Annotated in this window: 21 protein-coding genes; 13 read left to right on the top strand and 8 right to left on the bottom strand. The window is 37.2% G+C overall.

Annotated elements, in window-relative coordinates; genetic code table 11:
- The first annotated feature begins 101 nt into the window (after positions 1-101).
- The 4 genes from GQR45_RS02075 (at position 102) to GQR45_RS02060 (ending at position 3,023) form a co-directional block, all read left to right on the top strand.
- Positions 102-875, top strand: coding sequence for a 2-keto-4-pentenoate hydratase (locus GQR45_RS02075; protein ID WP_165724977.1), 774 nt, complete (start codon positions 102-104; stop codon positions 873-875).
- Between the two features lie 291 nt (positions 876-1,166).
- Positions 1,167-1,409 (top strand): hypothetical protein, encoded by a 243-nt coding sequence (locus tag GQR45_RS02070; protein ID WP_165724976.1) that lies wholly within the window; start codon positions 1,167-1,169, stop codon positions 1,407-1,409.
- A 303-nt stretch (positions 1,410-1,712) separates the two neighbouring features.
- A complete protein-coding gene (locus tag GQR45_RS02065) occupies positions 1,713-2,369 on the top strand; it encodes a hypothetical protein (RefSeq protein ID WP_165724975.1) in 657 nt (218 codons plus the stop codon).
- Positions 2,370-2,828: 459 nt separating this feature from the next.
- On the top strand, positions 2,829-3,023 hold the full coding sequence (locus GQR45_RS02060; RefSeq protein ID WP_165724974.1) for a (2Fe-2S)-binding protein: 195 nt from the start codon (positions 2,829-2,831) through the stop codon (positions 3,021-3,023).
- Between the two features lie 64 nt (positions 3,024-3,087).
- Here the strand turns inward: GQR45_RS02060 and bfr (GQR45_RS02055) are convergent, their stop codons facing one another.
- The 5 genes from bfr (GQR45_RS02055) to GQR45_RS02035 all read right to left on the bottom strand — a co-directional run bounded on the left by bfr (GQR45_RS02055) (position 3,088) and on the right by GQR45_RS02035 (position 8,560).
- Positions 3,088-3,552, bottom strand: a complete 465-nt coding sequence (bfr, locus tag GQR45_RS02055) for a bacterioferritin (protein ID WP_165724973.1) — start codon at positions 3,550-3,552, stop codon at positions 3,088-3,090.
- Positions 3,553-3,564: 12 nt separating this feature from the next.
- Complete coding sequence (bfr, locus tag GQR45_RS02050; protein ID WP_002958985.1) at positions 3,565-4,035, bottom strand: bacterioferritin; 471 nt, start codon at positions 4,033-4,035, stop codon at positions 3,565-3,567.
- A 265-nt stretch (positions 4,036-4,300) separates the two neighbouring features.
- Positions 4,301-6,436, bottom strand: a complete 2,136-nt coding sequence (locus GQR45_RS02045; RefSeq protein WP_165724972.1) for a TonB-dependent receptor — start codon at positions 6,434-6,436, stop codon at positions 4,301-4,303.
- 72 nt (positions 6,437-6,508) lie between these two features.
- Entirely contained in the window at positions 6,509-7,579 is a 1,071-nt protein-coding gene (locus tag GQR45_RS02040; RefSeq protein WP_165724971.1) for a PepSY-associated TM helix domain-containing protein, read from the bottom strand.
- Between the two features lie 114 nt (positions 7,580-7,693).
- Entirely contained in the window at positions 7,694-8,560 is an 867-nt protein-coding gene (locus GQR45_RS02035; protein ID WP_165724970.1) for a cation diffusion facilitator family transporter, read from the bottom strand.
- A gap of 251 nt (positions 8,561-8,811) precedes the next feature.
- Between GQR45_RS02035 and GQR45_RS02030 the strand changes: the two genes are divergently transcribed.
- The 8 genes from GQR45_RS02030 to GQR45_RS01995 all read left to right on the top strand — a co-directional run bounded on the left by GQR45_RS02030 (position 8,812) and on the right by GQR45_RS01995 (position 18,723).
- Positions 8,812-13,575, top strand: a complete 4,764-nt coding sequence (locus GQR45_RS02030) for a PAS domain-containing protein (protein ID WP_165724969.1) — start codon at positions 8,812-8,814, stop codon at positions 13,573-13,575.
- Positions 13,576-13,587: 12 nt separating this feature from the next.
- Entirely contained in the window at positions 13,588-14,070 is a 483-nt protein-coding gene (locus GQR45_RS02025; protein ID WP_165724968.1) for a GNAT family N-acetyltransferase, read from the top strand.
- Between the two features lie 79 nt (positions 14,071-14,149).
- Positions 14,150-14,656 carry a hypothetical protein gene (locus GQR45_RS02020; RefSeq protein ID WP_165724967.1) on the top strand — a complete coding sequence of 169 codons (507 nt, stop codon included), beginning with the start codon at positions 14,150-14,152 and terminating at the stop codon, positions 14,654-14,656.
- Between the two features lie 15 nt (positions 14,657-14,671).
- The gene (locus tag GQR45_RS02015) at positions 14,672-15,283 is read left to right on the top strand and encodes a superoxide dismutase (RefSeq protein ID WP_165724966.1); all 612 of its coding nucleotides are present in this window, start codon (positions 14,672-14,674) and stop codon (positions 15,281-15,283) included.
- Positions 15,284-15,357: 74 nt separating this feature from the next.
- Entirely contained in the window at positions 15,358-16,710 is a 1,353-nt protein-coding gene (locus GQR45_RS02010; RefSeq protein WP_165724965.1) for an AlkA N-terminal domain-containing protein, read from the top strand.
- Positions 16,710-17,180: a methylated-DNA--[protein]-cysteine S-methyltransferase gene (locus GQR45_RS02005; RefSeq protein ID WP_024591856.1), complete on the top strand. Its 471-nt coding sequence runs from the start codon at positions 16,710-16,712 to the stop codon at positions 17,178-17,180. Before GQR45_RS02010 ends, GQR45_RS02005 begins: the two co-directional genes overlap by 1 nt.
- 138 nt (positions 17,181-17,318) lie before the next feature.
- Positions 17,319-18,047: an amino acid ABC transporter substrate-binding protein gene (locus GQR45_RS02000; RefSeq protein WP_240920110.1), complete on the top strand. Its 729-nt coding sequence runs from the start codon at positions 17,319-17,321 to the stop codon at positions 18,045-18,047.
- An 82-nt stretch (positions 18,048-18,129) separates the two neighbouring features.
- Complete coding sequence (locus GQR45_RS01995) at positions 18,130-18,723, top strand: thymidine kinase (RefSeq protein ID WP_007582344.1); 594 nt, start codon at positions 18,130-18,132, stop codon at positions 18,721-18,723.
- Here GQR45_RS01995 and ltaE read toward each other — a convergent pair.
- Together ltaE and rlmF are read right to left on the bottom strand one after the other, a co-directional pair.
- Positions 18,697-19,701, bottom strand: coding sequence for a low-specificity L-threonine aldolase (gene ltaE, locus GQR45_RS01990; RefSeq protein ID WP_165724963.1), 1,005 nt, complete (start codon positions 19,699-19,701; stop codon positions 18,697-18,699). The genes GQR45_RS01995 and ltaE overlap by 27 nt on opposite strands.
- Before the next feature lie 40 nt (positions 19,702-19,741).
- On the bottom strand, positions 19,742-20,674 hold the full coding sequence (rlmF, locus tag GQR45_RS01985) for a 23S rRNA (adenine(1618)-N(6))-methyltransferase RlmF (RefSeq protein WP_165724962.1): 933 nt from the start codon (positions 20,672-20,674) through the stop codon (positions 19,742-19,744).
- 128 nt (positions 20,675-20,802) lie between these two features.
- Here rlmF and GQR45_RS01980 point away from each other — a divergent pair, with 128 nt between their 5' ends.
- A complete protein-coding gene (locus GQR45_RS01980) occupies positions 20,803-21,756 on the top strand; it encodes an alpha/beta fold hydrolase (RefSeq protein ID WP_165724961.1) in 954 nt (317 codons plus the stop codon).
- Here the strand turns inward: GQR45_RS01980 and GQR45_RS01975 are convergent.
- Positions 21,704-23,137, bottom strand: a complete 1,434-nt coding sequence (locus GQR45_RS01975) for a sulfotransferase (protein WP_165724960.1) — start codon at positions 23,135-23,137, stop codon at positions 21,704-21,706. The genes GQR45_RS01980 and GQR45_RS01975 overlap by 53 nt on opposite strands.
- Position 23,138 lies beyond the last annotated feature (1 nt).

The raw sequence follows: 23,138 nt of genomic DNA, 5'->3' as shown, positions 1-23,138 counted from the left end.
ATAAAGGTAGTATGTTTTTGGGTGTGTTCAATGTATTATTCAAAGCTGCAACATAATCTTTTACGTTATTACTAGATAGCGAACAACCTAAAGGCAATTAAATGGAAAAATCAGAAAAGTTTAGGCATATAGCAGGACACTTATTAAGTAAAAGAGAAAGTGGTAATGGCGTATCTGATTTCCCTGAAGGTTTAACGCTTGACGCGATTGAAGACGTTTTAGCCATTCAAAAATTGATGATAAAGCTAAATGATGAGACCGTTTACGGTTGGAAATGTATGCTTCCATCAAGCAATGGAGCAATCACTTTAGCCCCACTGTTGCATAAGCCAATTAGTGCCACTAAGAACTGCCCGTTAAATACAAAAAATAATAAAGCGTTGATAGAACCTGAAATTGCCTTTATTTTAAACAAAGACTTATGGGCATTAAAAGAATATACAAATGAGCAAATAGACAATGCTATAGGAAGCGCACACCTAGCGTTAGAACTTATTGAAAACAGGTTTTGTGAACAATACGTGGCAACACAGTTTGAAAAGCTTGCCGATGGATTATCTAATCAAGGCGTATATATCGGCCCAGAAGTAAGACTTGAAAAAGCATATAAGAGTAATAATATTACGCTTATAGTGAAGCAGGAGGGCCACAAGAGCTCTAATGTTATAGGGCAGCATCCTGGCGATTTACCTCAAAAACCACTTTATTGGGCTATTAATTTTTTATCTGCGAATGGATTTAAGTTAGAAAAAAATCAAGTATTTATAACCGGCTCATATAATGGCCTCATGGAAGTGGATATAAATAAAGATGTACAAATAATATATGAAGGACTAGGTGAAATACACGTCAAATTTGAAAAGAAACTTACATAAACCTTGTACTATAATAAGGTTAGCTAGCTACATAATAATTCAGGTATGAGCGAAAACCGGACACTGAAAAAGTTAAATTTATTCCTATTTTGATGAGTCGATTAATAATTTTGGCCGACAACATTATTAATCGCCCTTTTGGTGAAAAGTAACACTATTTTAATTACTTGTTTACCAATGAAATGATAGATACCATTATCATGGTATCTAATTTACGCCGTTTTGGTCTGTTATAAACCACTAAAATGGTGTTCAATAAGCTGTTAAAAGTATTTGCAAAGGAAGGTATAAATGTTCAGGTTTAATCTTAAAACTATATTGATGCTCGTACCTGTTATTGCTTTACAAGGATGCGGGCCAAGTTCCGATGAACGATTCGATACTGGCTACAGTGATGGATATGCTGAAGGTTACAACACCACATGTAAAATTAGAGCTACGATGGTCGAAGGTGATTGGGACGACGAAAATTACTCAAGAGGTTATAGGTCTGGTAATACTGCGGGGGCTCAAGCTTGTAGAGGTAAAGGCTAGGAGTGTCATATTTCTAATAAGGTCTTCAAGCGGTCAAAATACCGTTGACTATTTTTACTTCGTTCAATGTTTTAGCCTACAATATTTTACCGCTTAAGGTGGTTTTAAGGCTGGGAAATTACTCTTTTAAATAAAAACAGCTTGTTTTATGAGTTCCAAACGCACTACCTAATGCTTTAGAAACGCTTAGAGTTAATTACAGGAACTCATTTTTTAATTGAATTTGGCTGTTAGAGTCATTCTACAGTCTCGTTATGTATTGTTGGTGGTTCGCCGACATTTTGAGCATGTTAATAGGTTTTTATGAAATTGAATGATCAGAAAAAAATCGAAGATATGCTTGACGAGTGCTATAAAGACCTTTCTTTCATTGCTACCTCAATGGGAAAACCAGATTCATTAAGTGACAGATTTTTGCTAAATATGCACTTATTTAAGGCATTAAATAATGAAATATTACTGTGGTTGAAAAACTTGGATAATGGTTCGATCCTAACCCTAGCAAGTCGCAATATTTTTGAGCTGTATTTAATACTTATTGAAGTAAACCAAAATGAGTATTCCATGAAAAGATTCTTTGCTCAGTTGGGCAGTGATATAGATGAACTAAATAATGCATTTATGAATAAATGTGAAGCAGTGGGGTATGAACTTTCTGATAGTGATAAAAGCATAGCCGAAGAAAAGCTGGATAAATCTCCGTTTGAAAACATTGAAACACATAGCTTCCGTATGCATCACTTAGCAAAGGCACATGGATATCAGGAAGACTATAACTTTTTCTATAAACTAAGTTCTAAAATTATCCATCCATCTGCTTACAAAGTATTTGGGATGGACGATTCTAGTCCACAATATGAAGTTGTAGCAATGATTGGTTATCATTTCATTTCTAAAGCAACGGATTTTGCAGTGGATTTCTATAACAAAAATGTAGTATTGGCAAAGTCCAATACATAACAAGTGACTAAGGTTACAACTGACCGCTTATGGCACTCTCCAGCCATTCGACAACATAAGATGTTGATAATAATTGGGGCAAGGTATTTTACTGTGCCGGATGGCGCTTCGCTTATCCGACCTACACTGGCACAAACCGGAAATAACCGACCCGTAAATTCCGTATTTACACATTAAGGTTTTTAAAGGCTCAATGTAATTAATTTGCAACCGTTCAAATATTTACCTAAACCTAATCTTACTTAGATTTAAGGTGAACTCTAATTAATAAATCTCAATCTAAGTGCCACACCTTGTTTAAAATTCAAACTATTCTCAAGCTGCCGCGAATTCCCGACTTATGTGGCACTGGCCACAAAAAAAGTTTAAAATATTACATTTTTTCAAATAACAATTGATAACCATTTTCGTTTAGATTAGTATGTACGCACTAAATGAAATTGAGAGTGGTTTGTATTCATGTATATTTGTCTATGTCACGGTGTGACTGATAAAAAAATTGAGCAAACAATTGACGATGGTGCAACAACCATGCGTGAATTAACTAAAGAGCTTAAAGTAGGCAGCCAATGCGGTAAGTGTTGTGGTTGTACTAAAAAGATCCTTAATCGCAGACTTATTCAGATTGCGAATGTAACGGATCAAGTTGCTTAATTACATATAAAATTTAGATATAAAAAAAGCAGCTTATAGCTGCTTTTTTTATATCTACTACTATTTACAGTTGAGACTGCAAGTAGTTTTTAATACCCGTATTTTTAATAAGTAATTGTTGGGTTTCTAACCAATCAATTTGCTCTTCTTGTTCATTTAAAATGTGATCAAGAGCTTCACGGGTAATATAATCTTTTTTGTTTTCAGCCAGTTTAACTGCGCTACGTAACTCATCAATAGTATCGAGTTCAAAACTCATGTTAGCTGCAATCATTTCTTCGCTGTTTTCACCAATACGTAATCGGCCTAAGTCTTGAAGATTTGGTAAGCCTTCTAAAAACAAAATACGTTCGATTAAACGATCAGCATTTTTCATTTTTTGAATTGATACTTTGTAATCTGCTTTGTCTAGTTGAGTGAAACCAAAATCTTTAAACATGCGTGCATGTAAAAAGTATTGGTTAATACCAACAAGCTCATTAGCGAGTACTTTATTAAGTGCTGCAATAACGTCTTTATCGCCTTTCATAATATGCTCCTACTAAGCCATTTGTGCTTGATGATAATTTTCAGAACCAATTTTATCAATTAAGCCAAGTTGTTGCTCTAACCAGTAAACATGGTCTTCTTCGGTATCAAATAACAGCTTTTCTAAAATGCTACGAGATTGATAATCTTGTTGTTCTTCACATATTGCGATGACGTCTTTAACACACGCAACTACTTCAAGCTCTAGTGTTAAATCGTTTTGCATCATGCTTTTTACATCGTTACCGATAAGTAAATCACGGCGCTTAGTCATATTTGGTACACCTTCTAAAAACAAGATGCGCTTAATAAGCCAGTCTGCGTGATCTTTTTCTTCTTCCATTTCGTGGTTAAGGCGCTCGTATAGCTTATTTAAACCCCAGTCGTCATACATGCGCGAGTGTATAAAATACTGATCGATTGCTGCTAATTCGTTAGCTAACAATGTATTAAACGCATCGATTACTTTTTGATTACCTTTCATGATAAATCGCCTTAACTATTTCAATTGTATGCAGTGTAGTACAAATAGCCTATATTGCAAGTTTTCTCTATAAAAATCATTGCGTTACTATTGGTTTTGATTCTTATTTAAGTTTGCGTTACTGCTTGGTTTATGGACAGTTTTTTATTTGCATTAGCATCTAATACAAGATCATGATTGCTAGATAAAAAGTGAGATGTTTATTTATGTGGGATTTGCTAAGCATATAGGCATGCAGGGCATGCCTATTACGTGCGTTTATTTGTTAAAATTGATATTTAGCACCCAGCGTTGCGGTTGTGCCTAATCCTTTAATGTTATATCCACCGTAGGTGTAAGCCTGTGCGCGGGCAGGGTAGTAATCACTATTGAATAGGTTTTCTATTCCAAAATACCCACTCCATTGAGCGTTAACATTGTATTGGCCACTTAAGTTAAATGTGTTGTAGCTACTAACAGGGCCCTGATCGCCAGAGTATTGGCCTTGCGCATTTTTATCAAAACGCTTTCTGTCGCCTACATATAAAAAGCTCATTGCAAGAGATAGTTCGTCATTTGTTTGCCACGTTACATTCGCTGTTGCTTTAGGTGGGCTAATTTGACTTGCGCCTAGATAGTCATCAGCTTCGGTGTTTTTACCTTCTACGTAACTGTATGTGGCGCTTAACTTAAGGTCTTGGGTAATAGTGTAATTAACTAACCCTTCGTAACCCCATATTTCTTGTGGCGCACGTACAGGTTCGTAAACTCCTGTTACTTCATTATACTCATTACTTGTACCAAGCTCTGAGGTACTTCTGTAAAGAGCAAATTCAAAACGTACGTTTTCAAACTGTGAGGTAAAACCAACTTCGTAATTGTCGATTATTGAGGCTTGTGTTTGAATAAGTGCAATGTCGTCAACGGTTGCAGCGCGAAGTAAGCGACCAATATCAGAAATATCAGAGCCCTGTGAGTAACTAAAGAACGGGCTAAAGGCATCTGTTAAGTTATATTTAATACCGGCATTATAGGTTGTTGCATCGTAATTAATGGTGTCGCCACGCACATTTAATGGTACTGAACATTGTGATACGGTTTTGCAAAGTTTTAGCGTTTGGTAGTCACTTACGCTCAAATCAATGCTTTCGTTTCTTACACCCGCTTTTACAATAATGTCGTCGTTTATTACCCATTTGGTTTGTAAAAAGCCTGCCACACTTTCCATGTCCATTTCTGGCACCCACACACGGCCATCTACTAAAGGTTGCGATGTTTTATCGTTTAAGGCATCAATACCGTAGATTAGGGTGGCTGTTACGTTATCAAAATCAAACTGGCTATTAAATGTAGCTCTGGCACCATGCTTGTCTGATTTAATAACCGATTGACCACCGCTATAACCTTCATCAAGATTGGCTAAAGCGGTTGAGAAAAAGAATACGTTTTCTATATTTTGTTTATACAGATCGAGGGTCATTTGTGTGTTTTCAAACAACGCGTAATCAACATATTTTAAGGTTATATTTTCGTTGCCTTCTGGGCCTTGCGGTTTACCTTGTTTTTGAAGCTCTAAGGGGACGTGTATAGCGTATGTTTTCTCCCCTATATTGCCATCGCCTGTAACATCGCCTAAATCAGTTTTTTGCTGTGAGCTGTAAAAGTTATAGCTAAACTGCAGTTGCTTTTCGTCGTCAAAATCATAAGTTAGTTTGGTAAAATAGTTTTGAGTTTCAGAATCAGATAAACCATATTGCAAGCCTAAAATATCGCCCTCTGCATCGCGTTGTACGCCGTTTTCTTCATAGCTTGCCGTTAACAGGTAGCTTAGTTTATCGAGCTTTCCGTTTACTGCAGCCGCTATTCTACCGCCGCCACTTTCTGCTAATTTAACAGCACTAAAGCGACTTGAAATACTTATTTCACCTTCCGGTTTACCATCACTGCGAGCCTGTTTTGTTATGTAGTTAATAATGCCACCTGAGGCACCATTACCATAAATAGACGTTGCGCCTTTTATGACTTCAATGCGCGCTATGGCACTTGCATCAAGCGTTTTTACGCCTAAAGAGCCATTACGAAGAGGGGTTGATTGCGGTACGCCATCAATCATTATTAATGGCGCACGGCCGCGTAGTGTTTGTCCTGAATTACTTGAACTGCCAGTATTGGGAGCAAGCCCTGGAACCATTTGCGCGAGTAAACTTCCCAGTTCTGAGCTTACTTTTAAATGCTGTTGTATTTGTTGCTGATTAATAACGGTAATCGAGGCGGGTACTTCGTCAATGTTCTCTGACATTCGGCTGCCAGATACAATGACATGCTCTAACTGGTCAGAAGTGTATTCATTTTTATTATTTTCATTTGCTAACGTGTTAGTACTTATTGCAACAGCAATAAGGCAAAGCGAAGTTTTTAACATGGGGTGTCTTAGTTGATAATAATTTACGTAATGGTAATTATTATCAACTAATGACGCAAGTGTTAATGAGATTTATTTCCATTTATGGCGTTTTAACCAAAAATATACACCGCTTACAATAAAAAATGCGAGTGAAAGGGCTATTAATAACCATAAAAACTGCACAATAGGACCTGCAAAATCACCAATGTGAAACTTATACTTAAAGTTCCATGCTTGTGTTGTGAAGTTGGTTTTACTGGCGTCAAATGAGTTTAATACTTTACCAGTAAATGGGTTAGTCCAAACCCAGCTGTAAGCGTGGCTTTCGCCAGGGTTTTGCATTCTCAGTGCAATTGCTTCGTCATCTTTTTTAGGTAAGTAAATTCTATATACTTTACCATCCGGAAATGCGTCCTCTGCATTTTTAATAGCTTCATTGTAGTTTAACGCAGCTTGAGAAGGGGCTATTATTTTTGGCGCTTTAGGTCTTTGTTCTACTTTGTTAAACATTACAAACTCTAATACAGATTGAGTTTGTGTTTTCCAGTTAAATGCCATGCCAGTAAAGGCAATAAGCATAAGCGGTATAAAAAAGTAAACACCAAGCACTGTATGTAATTGATACATGAGCACTCTAAATTTGGCTTTTGGTTTTATAGCTAAACGTTTAACTCTGTTTTTGGGCTTTACCCATAAATAAAAGCCGAGTAATACATTTATTAAAAGTAGCAATGCACACACGGACATCCAATTTCGAAAGGTTTTTTCACCCTTACTGTTTTCAAACAACAGCCAACGATGTAATCCCATAGCAAACCCATAAATCGTATCTGTTGATTCATAGACGTTTAGTACATCCCCTGAGTAGGGGTTAACGCTGGCGTAGTGTTTATTGGCTAACCTAAATTGCCATGCGGCGTTTGGCGATTGTTCGGGCATAAAAAAAGTGATTTTTTGCTTAGTTTGAGCTCGTACATTTTGTATAAGTTCATCGTAAGGCATTAAATTTTCTTGTGGTGTTACTTGCCATTTTGCAGGTTCTATTAAGTGCTGTATATCTTTTGCATAAATCATAACAGCACCGGTTAAGCTCACTATTAATAAAAATAGTCCGCTAATAAGGGCAAGGCCTAGATGAATTCTACGTAACCAAAGTTTCAAAAACGGTATCTCATTATGAGTCAATGGCAATATTGTAAATGATAATACGAGCTGTTTTCAATTAAATAGTTATGTATTTGGTTTAGCTTGTTATTAAGAACATTAAATTGGGCTTTAATTTGCAATAGATTGGGTTTCAATTATGCAATTTCTAATATTAAAATTGTCGTGTAAAAAGCTTTTTACTGCTGGCAAATTAATTAAGTGCTGAGTGCCAATAACAAGCTCACAATAATTTTCTTTATCATCCAGTTGCCAAAGCTTAATACTAACTACCGATTCGATATTAAATTCATTACTAATAGCATGTGATATTGCGTGTGTATCAATGTTGCTAGGCGCTGCTTGCATTAAAATTTTGCAGCTTTGCTTTAATAGTAAAATGCCGTGAAAAATTACATAGATAGAAATAAGCACAGTGGCAATTAAATCAACAATATACCATTGGTATAAAATAATTAAGGTGCCTGCAATAATAACAACAATAGATGCCATTGCATCTGATACGTTATGAATAAAGGCCGCTTTTATATTTATACTGTGATTTGCTCCAGCTCGGTAGGTTAAAAATGCGGTTGCTAAATCAATTACCAACGCTATTGCTGCCACCCACACAACTATCCAGCCATTGATTGGTTGAGGGTTTAAATAGCTCGAAATGGCTTCAAAAATTAAATACACGCCAATTAATATTAATGTACTGCTATTAAAAAGTGTGGCAAGTATTTCAGCGCGTTTATAGCCAAAATGATGAGTGGCGTCAGCAGGTTTATTACCAACTTTACGTGCAACCAAGGCTATAAATATAGCGGCAGCATCACTTAAATTATGAAGGGCGTCGGCTATAAGTGACAAGCTGCCCGAAAATATCCCGCCAATAACTTGGGCTACGGTTAGCAATACATTAATAACCACAGCGACGGTGAGCTGTTTATTGCTTTGGTTGTCGTCTACATGACTATGTGAGTGATCGTGCGCCATAATGCCCTCAAACGCATTGATTAAATACTGCTTATATCACGAGGGGTTTAAAACAGCTACAGAAGTTGTAGCGTAAGCAAGCGTAATTATAAGTTAGTAATAAAAGCGTATTTTTTAAAAAATGTGAATTTAAGATTGTAACGCTAAATACCCAGTTTTTAAGGAGTTTACCTCTCAAAACTTGCGTCTTTATATATTTAGTGCATTAATGTAAGTAATATTAAATGATTATAAGTTGCTGGATATTAAGCATGGACAAAGGTTTAAACTTTGGTGAATTAACAGGTAAAGGACAGTCTGTACGAAGTAAGTTAATTATAACCTTTATAATTATAGCCTTAGGGCCACTTTGTATACTTACGTGGTTTAGTCTTGAACATGTAAATAGCACGCTTAAACAAAATGCAGACACTGAACTTAACGAGCTTAATAATATAGGGAAGCAATTTGCTGATATTTGGTTTGCAGACCATGTTAAAGATTTATATTTGCTTAGGGCACAATTTGATATCAGCCCCAATAAAAAACAAAAATTAATTAATCAGTTTATTGAGCAGTATGACTTTGTTAATCATGTAGAGCTTATAGATATAAACCTCGTTAACTCACGATCTTTATCACCTTTTTTTAATATTATTAAAGATCAACGCTTTGACGACATACGCACGGGTATTAAAAATACAGGAAAAATTCAATTCCAGTCAATGACTGCCTCAGGGCGTGAATATCATATTATTGGCTTACCGATATTAAATGATGAAAATAAGCTACAAGCAATATTGCTTGCAGATATAAATTTAAATGGCTTATTAAATAATCTAAGTAAAATACACGCTGCTAATAAAGACATAACATTTTATGTTATGCACAATAATAAAATTCAAAAAAGTAATATTTCAGACGATACCCAGCCATCATTTTTCTCTCAAAATGGCTCACCAACGCAACGTGTTTTTTCTTATATTGATAAAAATGAAGTCACTTTATATGGGTATATTAATTCATTAGAGTTTTTAAATGAGTCTGGCTGGCAGCTACTTGTATCAAAACCAAAAGAAGTTGCACTACAAGGTGCTAATTATTATAAGCAGCTCGCTGTATTAACTAATTCAGGTGCCTTACTGCTGATATTAACGTTGTCGTGGTGGTTTGGTCGCCGGCTGTCTCAGCCTTTAATTAACTTAGCTAAAATTGTCGAAAATATTACAAAAGGCGATTTAGTTAAAGTTCCAATAATAAACGATAGCATTGAATTTAATCAGCTTTCATTAGGCTTACGTAAGTTAGTAGCCGTAAAAGAAGAACAACAAAGTATATTACAAAAACAACGTTCGGCACTTCAAATTGCATTAAAACAATTAGCAGAACAAAAAAGTGCATTAGATGAACATGCCATTGTTGCGGTAACTGACTTACATGGCACTATTACTTTTGTAAATAAGAAATTTTGTGAGATCAGTGGTTTCGACGAACATGAATTAATAGGCGAAAACCATCGCCTTTTAAATTCAGGTAAACACGAAAAAGAATTCTTTAAAAATATGTACAAAACGCTTAAACGCGGTGATGTATGGAACGGGCAAATCTGTAATAAAGCTAAAAATGGTGGTTTTTATTGGGTAGATACCACCATTGCACCATTTTTAGATGAAAACGGTATACCAAAAAACTATATTGCTATTCGTACCGACATTACAGCGCTTAAGTTACAAGAGCTAGAGCTTGAACAGCACAAAACACAGCTACAACTAGTGATTGACTCAACAGCAGTGGGTATTTGGGATTGGTACATTGATACTAAAAATGTGACATTTAATAACCGCTGGGCCGAGATTATAGGTTACAAGCTCAGTGATATTGAACCTTGTACTATAGATACTTGGTATACCTACGCTCACCCTGATGATTTAGCTATGTCGGAGAAAAAACTTCAAGCGTATTTTTCCGGCGAGACTGACTATTATGTTAGTGAAGCCCGCATGAAACATAAAAATGGGCATTGGATTTGGGTTCTCGATACTGCAAAAATAGTTGAGTGGAATACCGATGGCTCTCCAAAACGCATGATCGGTACGCATTTAGATATATCAGATCGAAAATCTACAGAGCTTGAGCTACAAGGAAGCCGAGACAGATTTGCATCTTTGGTATCAAATATCCCTGGCATTATTTATAGATGTAAGTTTGATGACAAATTAAGCATGCTTTACATGAGCGAGCAAGCGAGTGAAATTACCGGTTATTCACCCGATGAGTTGATACACAATGAAGACCTTTGCTTCTTTGATTTAATATGTGAAGACGATTCTCAAAAAATAAAAGATGAAATTGTCCGTTGTGTTAGCGCTAAGCAGTCATGGTCTGTTGAGTATAGAATTAAAGCCCGCGATGGCTCTTTGCATTGGGTAAACGAAAAAGGCCAAGCGATTTACGCAGATGATGGCAATATATTGTATTTAGATGGATTTATTTTAGATATTACAGAACGTTACAATACACAATTAAAAATAAGCCGTCAGCAAAGCCTATTAGAATCAATGAGTAAACAAGGGCAAATTGGCGCATGGGAAATAGACTTAGAAGCGCAAACGCTTTATTGGTCTGATGAGGTTAAGGTGATTCATGAGGTCCCTGAAGATTTTGAACCGAATATAGATACTGCCATTGAGTTTTATAAACCTGGCGTACATCAAGATACTATAAATACTCTGTTTGAATGCGCTGTTACGCTTGGAGAGAGTTGGAGTGTTGAACTTATTATTTTAACTTATACAGGGCAGGAGCGCTGGGTTAAATCGATGGGGCAAACAGAGTTTAAAGATGGTAAATGTGTGCGTGTTTTTGGCTCATTTCAAAGTATCGATGCACATAAACGCCTTGAACTTGAAAGCGAAAAAGCCAACAGGTATAACAAAAACTTAGCCGCGCTTACGGTTGCACCTGAAGTACAAAATAGTGATGTAGAGCAAGTTAAAAAGCTAGCGGTTAAATCTATGTGTGAAGTGCTAAATGTTGGACGTGCTTCGGTATGGATTTTTAACGAACAACGAGACGCAATGGCGTGTCAAAGTTTATATATAGATGGTCAAGGGTTTGTAGATACAGATGCTGTTTTAACAGCCAAAGATTACCCTGCTTATTATGATGCCATCTATATGCATAATTTAGTGGCTATTGATGATGTTTATACTCACCCGGCAACTGTTGATTTTATAGAAGCGTATGCAAAACCACTAAACATTAAATCTATGCTTGGTGCCGTTATAGCAACAGGCGATGGTAATTTAGGTATTTTATGTGCTGAAACCGTTGGCGAGCACCACTATTGGACGCAAAGTGAAGAAACCTATCTTCGATCATTAGCTACTTTAGTGGGTAGTACTTTAGTTTCTCAAAAACGAAAAGTAATTAGTGAAGAGCTTAAAGTTGCGCTTGTGAAAGCAGAGGATGCAGCTATTGCTAAGAGTCAGTTTTTAGCAACCATGAGCCATGAAATCAGAACGCCAATGAATGGCGTACTCGGTATGCTAGAACTTGTTCAATTAGAGTCATTATCTAAACCAATAGAAACAAAAGTAGATATAGCCAAAAAAAGTGCACATTCTTTATTGGGTGTAATTAACGATATTTTAGATTTCTCTAAAGCTGAAGCAGGTAAAATCGAGCTTGAAGAGATTAACTTTAATGGACGTGATTTAATTGGTGAAGTTGCTGCTGCACAAGCATTTACAGCTCAAGATAAAGGTATTGAAATTATTTTGGATCTGGTAGCGCTGGAACCTTCGCAGTTATGCGGCGATCCTGGACGCATTCGCCAAGTAATTACTAATTTATTGAGCAACGCCGTTAAGTTTACGAATAAAGGCGAGGTGGTTGTAAGCGCGAAAATTAATAAAGTAGTTCAAGGTTTAGAGTTTGTTGTAAGTATAAAGGACTCAGGCATAGGAATAAGTTTAGAAAAACAAGAGCAATTATTTACTCCTTTTTCTCAAGTCGATGCATCAACAACGCGTGAATATGGAGGCAGTGGCTTAGGGCTGGCTATTTGTAAGCAGCTTTGTGAGCTAATGGGAGGAGCCATCTCTCTCACTAGCGAAGCCGGTAAAGGGAGTACCTTTACTGCCACTATAATGCTAACTCCGGGTGATCAAAAAGAACGTTATATTCCAAATATTAATATGGAAGAGCTAACCGTTCTGGTTGTTGATGATAACGAGACAAATCGAATTGTAATTTCACAACAGCTTGAACATTGGGGCGCTAAGGTTGCACTTGCATGTGATGCGCATCAAGCACTTGATATGTGTGCGCAGCAATATAAAGATAAAAGTTGCATGTACGATATTGCAGTGCTTGATATGCAAATGCCAGGAATGGATGGTATAGAGCTGTGTAAAGCACTAAAAGCACATGAACATTATAAATCAATGCCACTTGTAATGATGACCAGTATTGCTGGTATGGAAGGCGCGCAGCGTTATTCTGATGCTGGCTTTCAGGCATATTTCCCTAAACCAGTAACCACTGCCGATTTAATTTCTGCACTGTCGGTTATAACGAGTAATGATGCAGGCGAGACGCTCCCACTTGTTACGTCAGGCTATATTTCGTCACTTAAAAAAGAAAAGGTGCAGGAATCTTCCCAAATATTACTGGTAGAAGATAATCCTATTAATCAACAGGTAGCTAGATTAATGCTCAAGAAGCTTAATTGTGACGTTACCATTGCTGAGAATGGCCAATTAGCGATTGATATATTAGAAGCGCATGATTCAGGATACTTTAAGCTCGTACTTATGGATTGCCAAATGCCTGTTATGGATGGTTTTGCTGCAACCGTTGCTATTCGTAAAGGCGTGGCGGGCATACAGCATAAAAACATTAAAATAATCGCTATCACCGCAAATGCAATGAACTCAGATAAAGAGCGTTGTATAACCGCTGGAATGGATGACTACTTGAGTAAACCTATTCAATTAGATATTTTAAAAGATAAATTAGAGCAGTATATTTAAGGTAAAAATACAATGAGCCAACCCGTTATAATACGTGATGCAAAACCAAGTGACGCAAAAACAATTTTGCACTTTATTACCGAACTTGCCATATATGAAAAAGAACCTGATGCAGTAAAAACAGACGAGCAGGCAATTTTAGATACTCTGTTTAGTGAAGGTGCAACTGCGCACAGCATAATTTGTTTAGAAGGTGATGAGCCAATTGGTTTTGCGGTATATTTTTATAATTACTCTACCTGGTTAGGTAAAAATGGCCTATACCTTGAAGATTTATACGTAAGCCCAGATAGCCGTGGCAATGGCGCAGGTAAAGCCATTATGAAACACTTAGCTAATAAGGCCATTAGTAATGACTGTGGTCGTTTTGAATGGGTAGTGCTTGATTGGAATAAACCCGCTATCGATTTTTACAATAGCATTGGTGCAAAGCCACAAAACGAATGGATTATATATCGCTTAACAGGGCAGGAATTATTAGACTTCGCTAGGTAGTTAATGAAAATCATTTGCATTTAGTTTTGTGGGTGTGTAAGTTAAATACACACTCATAAATAAACGTGCAGATGATTATATGATCTCAAGTCAAAAACAACCCCAATCAGATTTACTTTATCTTGATCAAGCATTAAGCCCTTGGCAGTCGAATATAATGCAAGGTAATTATGCATTTGAACAAGGTGCACTTCTCGAAGCCCGCGATAAATACTTATTAGCTAAAACACTTGCAGATCATCTTCTTCAGCAGTTTTTATATGCTCAGATTAATAACACTGTCATTCATGCTATTGAGCACTGTATACCCGCACTTGTTGTTGCGTCACATAATTTAGCTGATACCTATATAGCTATGCAACAGCCTGAAAATGCATGCAAATGGCTATGCGAAGTACACTTAACACTCTCTTCACTAATTAAGCATACTCATTACGATATACAAAAAGTGAGTAAGCATCATTACATTAAAACTTCCTCTGAACTTGTATCATTTGCAAGACGCTATCATTTTTTACCTGAGCTAATAGAGCAAGTGAATTTTTGCTTATGCTCTAAAGACTCAACAAACAGCCTGCTACATTAAAATAAGGAGTAATTTATGGCGTTTAAATTGCCAGCACTTGATTATGAATATGATGCGCTTGAGCCTCATTTAGACAGCAAAACGATGCATATTCACCACACATTGCATCATCAAACGTATATCAATAAAGCCAATGCTGCTTTAGCAGATACTGTATATGCAACCGCAAATGCTGAAAAATTACTTAAGGGAATAAACAGCCTGCCTAGTAATCTACAAAAAGCAGTACAAGAGCATGTAGGAGGGCATTTTAATCACAGCTTATTTTGGCAAGTAATGAGCCCTCAAGGAGGAGGTGAACCTGAAGGTAGTGTAGCTCAGGCAATAAATGAACAGTTTGGCAGTTTTGATAAGTTTAAAGACCAATTTACTGCTGCTGCAATTAGTCAATTTGGCAGTGGTTGGGCGTGGCTATGTGTGACCCCAGATAAAAAGTTGATTGTAGAAAATAGTGCTAATCAAGATTGCCCTTTAATGCAGGGAAATACCCCTATTTTGGGACTTGATGTATGGGAGCATGCCTACTATTTGAAGTATCAAAATAAGCGTCCTGACTATATTGCTGCATTTTATAATGTAATTAATTGGCAAGAAGTACAAAGGCGTTATTTATTGGCTATTGGTTGAGTGCCGAATATGGCTAGTAATACAGTTTATTTTCTATAAGCTAGGCTCTATTAGATTAATTTATAGAGCCGTTTATGGACACTTCACATTGGCAAAAAGCACGTCAGAGTCGCGATCCTCGTTTTGACGGGCTTTTTTACGTAGCGGTAAAAAGTACCGGTATTTATTGCAGACCAATTTGCCCTGCACCAACGGCTCACGAAAAAAACGTTGCTTATTATCAGTTTGCCCATAACGCGGCGCAAGATGGTTTTAGGCCCTGTATTCGTTGCAGGCCCGATAGTGCCCCTGGCAGCGCAGCATGGCAGGGTACAAAAACGACTGCACTTAGAGCAAAACAGTTAATAGATCAAAATGATGAACACGACTGCGAAAAATTAGCAGCTTGTTTAGGTATAAGTAGTCGTTATTTAAGGCAGTTGTTTAAGCAGTATTTTGGCGTGTCGATTACGCAATATCGATTATTTAACCAATGCCACTTTGCTAAAAAACTGATTCAAGAAACACATTTACCCCTTACCGAAATAGCGTTTGCCGCAGGCTTTAAAAGCATTAGGCGTTTTAATGATGCATTTTTACAGCAGTTAAATATAGCTCCCTCGAAGCTGCGCAGTGGCGATAAAAAACCAACGTCAAAACTCACTTTAACCCTGCCATTTAGGCCGCCTTATAATTGGCCTGCTTTGCAGGGCTTTTTACAACGGCGCTTGATAAAACCAATGGAGTGGATGACACAAACGAGCTACGGACGTACTTTTGCAAGTGAGGAATATAAAGGAAGCTTTACCGCTGAATTTATAGCGAGTAAAAACCACTTTAGTGTATCTATCAATATAGACAATACGGTGTACTTACAACCTGTTATAAATAATATACGCCGTGTGCTTGATTTAGATGCCAATATTAATTTAATTGAAACGCATTTAAGCGCCAATATAAACAATGCGTTTACAGTATGTGAAGGGCTCAGGCTTCCAGGGATTTGGTCAAGTTTTGAAGCCGGTATAAGGGCGGTACTCGGACAACAAGTGAGTGTTACTGCGGCGCATAATTTAGTAACAAAGTTAGTTGATGAATTAGGCGAAAAAGAGGGCGATGTTATTTACTTCCCTACGGCTAAAATTGTCGCTAATAGTGATATTGCATTTTTTAAAATGCCACAAGCACGCAAAAATGCGCTACACAACTTAGCCCAGTTTTGTGCACTAAATCCTGAAAATGACGATTTAGACGAATGGCTTAATTTAAAGGGAATTGGTCCTTGGACAGTAAATTATGCAAAGTTGCGAGGGCAAAGCCAGCCCGATATATTACTTGATGGCGACTTAGGTGTTAAAAAAGCTCAAGCGGCGGCAAACCCTTTCGTACCTGCTAACAGCGCTCCTTTTCGCTCTTACTTAACGTTTCAACTTTGGCAGCAATTATAATGATTATTCAAACATCAATTTCGAGCCCTATAGACGACATAATTATTCAAGCGACTGATAAAGGCGTGAGTTACGTTGGGTTTTATCCTCCAGTTGAGCACCCTCATACGCCATTTGAGCAAGTCGCTAACAAGGCGGTGCTTATTTGTGCTGCGCAGTTAAATGAGTACTTTGCAAAAAAACGCACTACTTTTGATGTACCACTTGATACAAACGGTACAGCATTTCAACAAAGCGTATGGCAAGCACTATTAACGGTACCTTTTGGAAAGTCGCAAACATACGGCTATATTGCAAACCAACTCAATAATCCAAAAGCAGTGAGGGCAGTAGGTGCTGCGAATGGTAAAAATCCGATTAGTATTATAGTGCCTTGCCACCGAATTATTGGCGCAAATGCAAAGTTAACGGGCTATGCTGGTGGGCTTGATAGGAAACTTTGGTTGCTGAAACACGAAGGATTAATGTAAATTAATTTAACGAATATTTTGTATGTTTAGTTCTACATACTACACTGTAGATTTAGTTTATAAATAAAAATCACTATGAAAATTAGAACGTTACTTTATATTTTTGTTTTGAAGTGTATTGTTTTTTGCGATGGCGTTATGGCCAAAGAATTACTTTTTTGTTATGAAGATAAAAACGCAGCACCACTATTTTTAGGTGTTGATAAGGCTTTACCTATTGATCAACCTGATGCCTCAGTTGAGGTTTTAAGTTTATTAGATAAAGCGATTGATGGTGTTGAGATTAAGTTTGTTAGAAAACCATGGCGTAGATGCTTAAGCGATTTAGAATTTAATCGAGTTAATGCTGTTATTGCCAGTTACCGCAAAGGACGAGAAAACGTTGCTGTTTACCCTGTTGATCAGCAAGGTAAGTTACAAGATGACTATGCAGTAAGTGAATTTAGTAGCTGCCTTATAGGGCGATATAAATTTCATAAAGAATGGGAGACTCGCGAAGTATTTCAAAATAAAGCATTTACTATAGCCATTCCTAATGGCTATGGACTAAATAGCGCGTTGAAAGAAGAACCATTTTTTATTCATAATACGTTTTCTAAAAGCAAAGCTTTTGAGTTGCTAGATAAGGGCGTGGTGCAGGCGAGCGTTGATCTATGCCAAGTTGATGGCTTAAAAGTGTCGAGTTATCCGTATGAGGGTAATAATGTTAAACCTATTTATCCCCCTTACGAAACCAGCCATGGTTACCTTGTTTTTTCAAAAAAATTCTACGAAGAAAATAACGATCTAAGCTTGGAAATGTGGCAATGGTTATCAAAGTTTGAAAGTGCACCTATCTATATTAAATATTTACAAACATTTAAATAACCTCGTTAAATTCGCGTTTGTAAATTGGTATTAATTTAATATTAAGGTAGCATAAGCGCACTTTTTATAAAATGGCACCACAATGGCTCAATTATACTTTTACTACTCTGCAATGAATGCAGGTAAATCAACCACGTTATTACAATCTGCATTTAATTATAAAGAACGTGGCATGGAACCTGTGATCCTTACTGCTGCCATTGATGATAGACAAGGCGTGGGTAAAGTATCGTCTCGTATTGGCTTGCAAGCAGATGCGCATGTATTTGATGCTAGCAAAGATGTTTTTGATCTTATTCAATCACTCAACAATGATAAAAAACGCCATTGTGTATTAGTTGACGAGTGCCAATTTTTATCAAAAGAACAAGTAATGCAATTAACCGATGTGGTTGATGAATTAGGTATACCGGTATTGTGTTATGGCTTGCGTAACGACTTTAGAGGCGAGCTATTTATAGGGTCGCAATATTTGCTTGCGTGGGCTGATAAGTTAGTTGAGCTTAAAACTGTATGCCACTGCGGACGTAAAGCTAACCATGTACTGCGTACCGATGAAAATGGTGAAGCAATAGCCGATGGTAACCAAGTAGAAATTGGCGGCAATGACCGATATGTTTCGGTATGCCGCAAACATTATAAAGCCGCGTTAAATATGGGCCGACAAAGCATTTAAAAATGTATCAATATCTTCGCGCGTAATATCTAAATGCGTTACTAGCCTAAGCTGCTTGCTTGGGCTAAATAGTATACCTTGTTGTTTAAGTGCCTCAGCAATCTCTTCAATGTTTATACTGCTAGTGTATGTTGCGTAAACCATATTAGTGGTGTTACTCATATCTACAGTAAAGCCACTGATTTCACTTAATTTTTGAGCCAAATAACGTGCATTTGCATGATCGTCTTTTAAGCGCTCTACATTGTGCTCAAGTGCAAACTGCCCGGCAGCTGCAAGCATTCCGGCTTGGCGCATACCGCCACCAAGTACTTTTCTCCATCGTCTTGCTTTATTAATAAGTGCTGGTGAGCCTAATAATAAAGAGCCTACGGGCGCCCCCAAACCTTTAGATAAACAAATAGAAACTGAATCAAAGTGTTTTGTAATTTCAGTGATATCAATATCTAGCTCAACAGCGGCATTAAAAGCACGTGCGCCGTCTAAGTGCAGCGCTAAATTATGCGTGTTAACAAAGTCACGAGCTTGGGCTAAGTACTCAAGCGGGAGTACTTTTCCGCCTATGGTATTTTCTAAGCTAAGTAATCGCGTTTTTGCAAAATGACAATCGTCTGGTTTTATTGCTGCAGCTATTTTACTAAAAGGTATACTGCCATCAGCATCGTTTTCAATAGGCTGTGGTTGCACAGACCCTAAAACAGCTGCTCCGCCGCCCTCAAACTTATAGTTGTGAGCATTTTGGCCACAAATGTATTCGTCACCTCGTTCACAATGCGCCATTATTGCAAGTAAGTTGGCTTGTGTACCTGAGCTACAATAAAGTGCGGCTTTAAAGTTAAAACGCTTACACGCATAGGCTTCTAGTTGGTTAACGCTTTCATCATCACCGTATACATCGTCACCAACCGGTGCGCTGTACATAATATCGCGCATTGTGTTTGTTGGTTTTGTAACTGTATCAGAGCGAAAATCTATCATGATTGCCTTATCCTTTTTATTGTTTTTAATAAAATTGGTATTAATCAAGCTCGCTACAAATTTGCTCACGAGTGTCTTTATCAAAGTAAGTCCATGCAATAAAGCGGCTGATTTTTTGACCTTGTGCCATATCAACTATTTTATATTGTGCTATTGGGTGGGCTTTTAATACTTCTTCAAGAGCTGCAATATTATCTTTTTTGGATACTAACGACGTAAACCACAGTACTTGCTCTGCAAAGTCTTCGCTCTCTTTAATCATGTTAGAGATAAACTGTACTTCACCGCCTTCACACCATAATTCATTATTATGGCCACCAAAGTTAAGTGTGCTACTGGGTGCTTTTCCTAGGTTTTTCCACTTACGTTCACTGCCTTTACTTGCCTCTTCTTCGCTTGCATGAAACGGAGGGTTGCAGAGCGTTAAGTGGTATAAATCTTTTTGATTTACAACGCCTTTAAAAATATGTGATGCGTTTTTTTGTTGTTTTAGGGTTATTTTTAAACCATTAAACTGAGCAATTTGCTTTGCTATTTTTACCGAAGCTGCATCAATATCAGTCCCTGTAAAATGCCACTTATATTCACTTGTACCAGTAAGCGGATAAACTAAGTTAGCGCCAGTGCCAATATCAAGCACTTTAATTTGCTTACCTAAAGGTATTTGTTGTTGGTTATCATCACTTAATAAGTCGGCTAAGTAATGAATGTAGTCAACACGCCCAGGTATAGGTGGACATAAGTTGTGCTCGGGAATATCCCAAAAATCAATATTATAATGTGCTTTCAAAAGGGCTTGATTGAGTGTTTTAACGGCTTTGTTATCACTAAAATCAATACTTTTAGTACCTGCAGGTGTGGTTATAACAAAAGGCAGTAGAGCAGGGTGCTCTGTTGTTAATAAATCGAAGTCGTACCCATTTTTATGTAGGTTACGAGGGTGTAATTTTGAACGTGCTTTATTTTCTTTCATGGCTTCATTTTAACAACAGATATGATGTGGTGATTGTAACAAATGCTGATGAGTAAAGTGCAGACATTTCCTTTGGTATATTTAATATTGCTGGTAGGATGAGTTGAAAATAATAAAAAGGAATAACTGTGGCGATTTCTCAGCAATCAATAATTATCAATTTAGCTGATCAACAAACACTTCATTTACGCCGTATCAGCGATGAAAATCAGCAAGGGCCTGTCGTATTTTTTATGCATGGAGCTGTAGAAAACGGTAAAATTTTTTACACCCATTCTAATAAAGGACTAGCCCCTTTTTTGGCTGAGCATGGGTACCGATGCTATGTGGCTGATTTACGTGGCCGAGGTGATAGTAAGCCGATTATTTCAAGTGACGCTAAGTACGGTCAAACCGAGGCCATTTTAGAAGATATTCCAGCCTTTATTAAGCAAATAGAGTTGATTGAAGGCAAGAAGCCTGACTACTGGGTCGCTCACTCTTGGGGCGGGGTATTGATGAACAGCGCGTTTGCACGTTTTCCAGAATATATTAATGATGTAAAAGCGTGTGTGTATTTTGGCTCTAAGCGCTCTTTATTTAATAATCATCCTCAAAAATTATTACAAGCCAATTTAATTTGGTATTTTATGGCACCTTTACTTGCTAAAAAACACGGCTATTTAAATGCTAAAGGTTATAAGTGGGGAAGCGATAACGAAACTCAAAAGTCGCATTATCAAAGTATGCAATGGGCTAAAAAGAAGCCATGGATAGATTCTGATGATAATTTTGATTATGCAAAAGCTCTAAACAACCTGCATTTACCGCCAACGCTTCATATTGCTGCGGTAAAAGATAAAGCATTAGCGCAACCAATCGATATTCAAAAATTTATGGACGAATCAGGGCCTGGCATTCAACAAATGCGAATTTACGGTCGTAAACACGGGCATAATTTTGATTACGATCATATTAATATGCTTACCCACCCAAGTGCGCGTGATGATCAATTTAAAGATTTACTTAATTGGTTTAAAGCACATCCGATTAATTCTCATCAAGTAACTTTAAAAGAGGTGTTTTGTAACGCTCCCACTTAGCGATTGCGGCGTTATTAATAGGTTGGCGAATAGCATGTTTACTCAACGTGGTTACCGGTGTTTTTTGTTTATAAAACGCTAAGCAGCGCTCTTCAAAATGACAGTTTAAAAAACCAAGTAACTGCGTTAGCTGCTCTTTTGGGTTACTCACTAAATCTTCGTAACTGACATCATAAATTGGCATACCTTTAAAGGAGTGCCAATGGCTCATCAGTTTTTCATACACACTATGGTAAAGCTTAAACTCAGGTAGTGAGCAAAAATAAGGCTCGTTTTCGGCAAAGTAATTAGTGAAAATAGAAAACGCAGTAGCATTAAAATTACGACTTAAATTTATAAATTTGGCATTTGGAAATAGGATATATATTAGTCCGAGCGACTGATAATTACTCGGCAGTTTATTTATTATAAAAGGTCTGATGGGCGATGCTGTTTTTAATGTTGTGATATACAGCTCGCGGGCTTTTTTGATTAAGTCAGGCGTTAAATGCGCTAAGCATTGCGGGTAAGCAACTCCCGTTTTTTGTTCGATAAAAGCAACCGCGTTATTACTAATACTCGTACTTTCTCCTAGGCTCGAAAACTGACTATGGCTTGCCAATATTTGCTCCAGGAGGGTAGAGCCACTACGAGGCATACCAATAATAAAGACAGGTGTAATATTACCTGTAAATTTTTTATCGGCAGAGGCAATAAATTCCTCGGTGTTGTATTTTATTATTTCATTGTAAAAAGGGATTAAATCTTTAGTGCTAAATTCACTTAATTTTTTTTGTAATTTATTTGCCAATATAAAATAATTAAATGCTTGCTCGGTATCTTCCAGTGCATCGTAACTGTTTGCTAATGCGTAGTAACACACCATTTTTAAACGTAAATTGCTCGTTTGAGTTAGTAAGTGGTGTAAATTACTTACATAATTATGCTCTTTATCAAAGCGGCCTAACTGCACAAGTTCAAATAAAATATAAGCTGTTACAGGGTATACCCCAATACTGAGTGCATGAGCAAAGGTTGTATGGGCTTTATCTAACTCGCCATGTGTTAAATAGTGCTGTGCTAAGTAATAATGAGGCTCTGGGTTATGACTTGCTAATTTTTTTGCGTATTCGAGCACCGTTAACGCATCGTTTGGCGAATTAACACCGTTAAATGCATCAGCAAGGGCATGTAATGGTTCAAGCATATGAGGCATGCGCTCACACGCTTTTTGGAGTAAGTACACGGCAGCGTCATAACGCTCTAATCGTAGGGCAATTCTGCCTAAGCCAAATAAAGCTTCACCATTTTCGGGATTACTATTTAATAGCGTTTTAAAATGAAACTCAGCTTCTTTGAGTTTATTTTGTTGCAGTAGTTGGTTGGCTTTATTAAGTAGCATA

This window comes from Pseudoalteromonas sp. SA25 (genome assembly GCF_011378705.1).
Classification (GTDB): domain Bacteria; phylum Pseudomonadota; class Gammaproteobacteria; order Enterobacterales; family Alteromonadaceae; genus Pseudoalteromonas; species Pseudoalteromonas arctica.
This window is presented reverse-complemented; position numbering and strand designations above follow the sequence as displayed.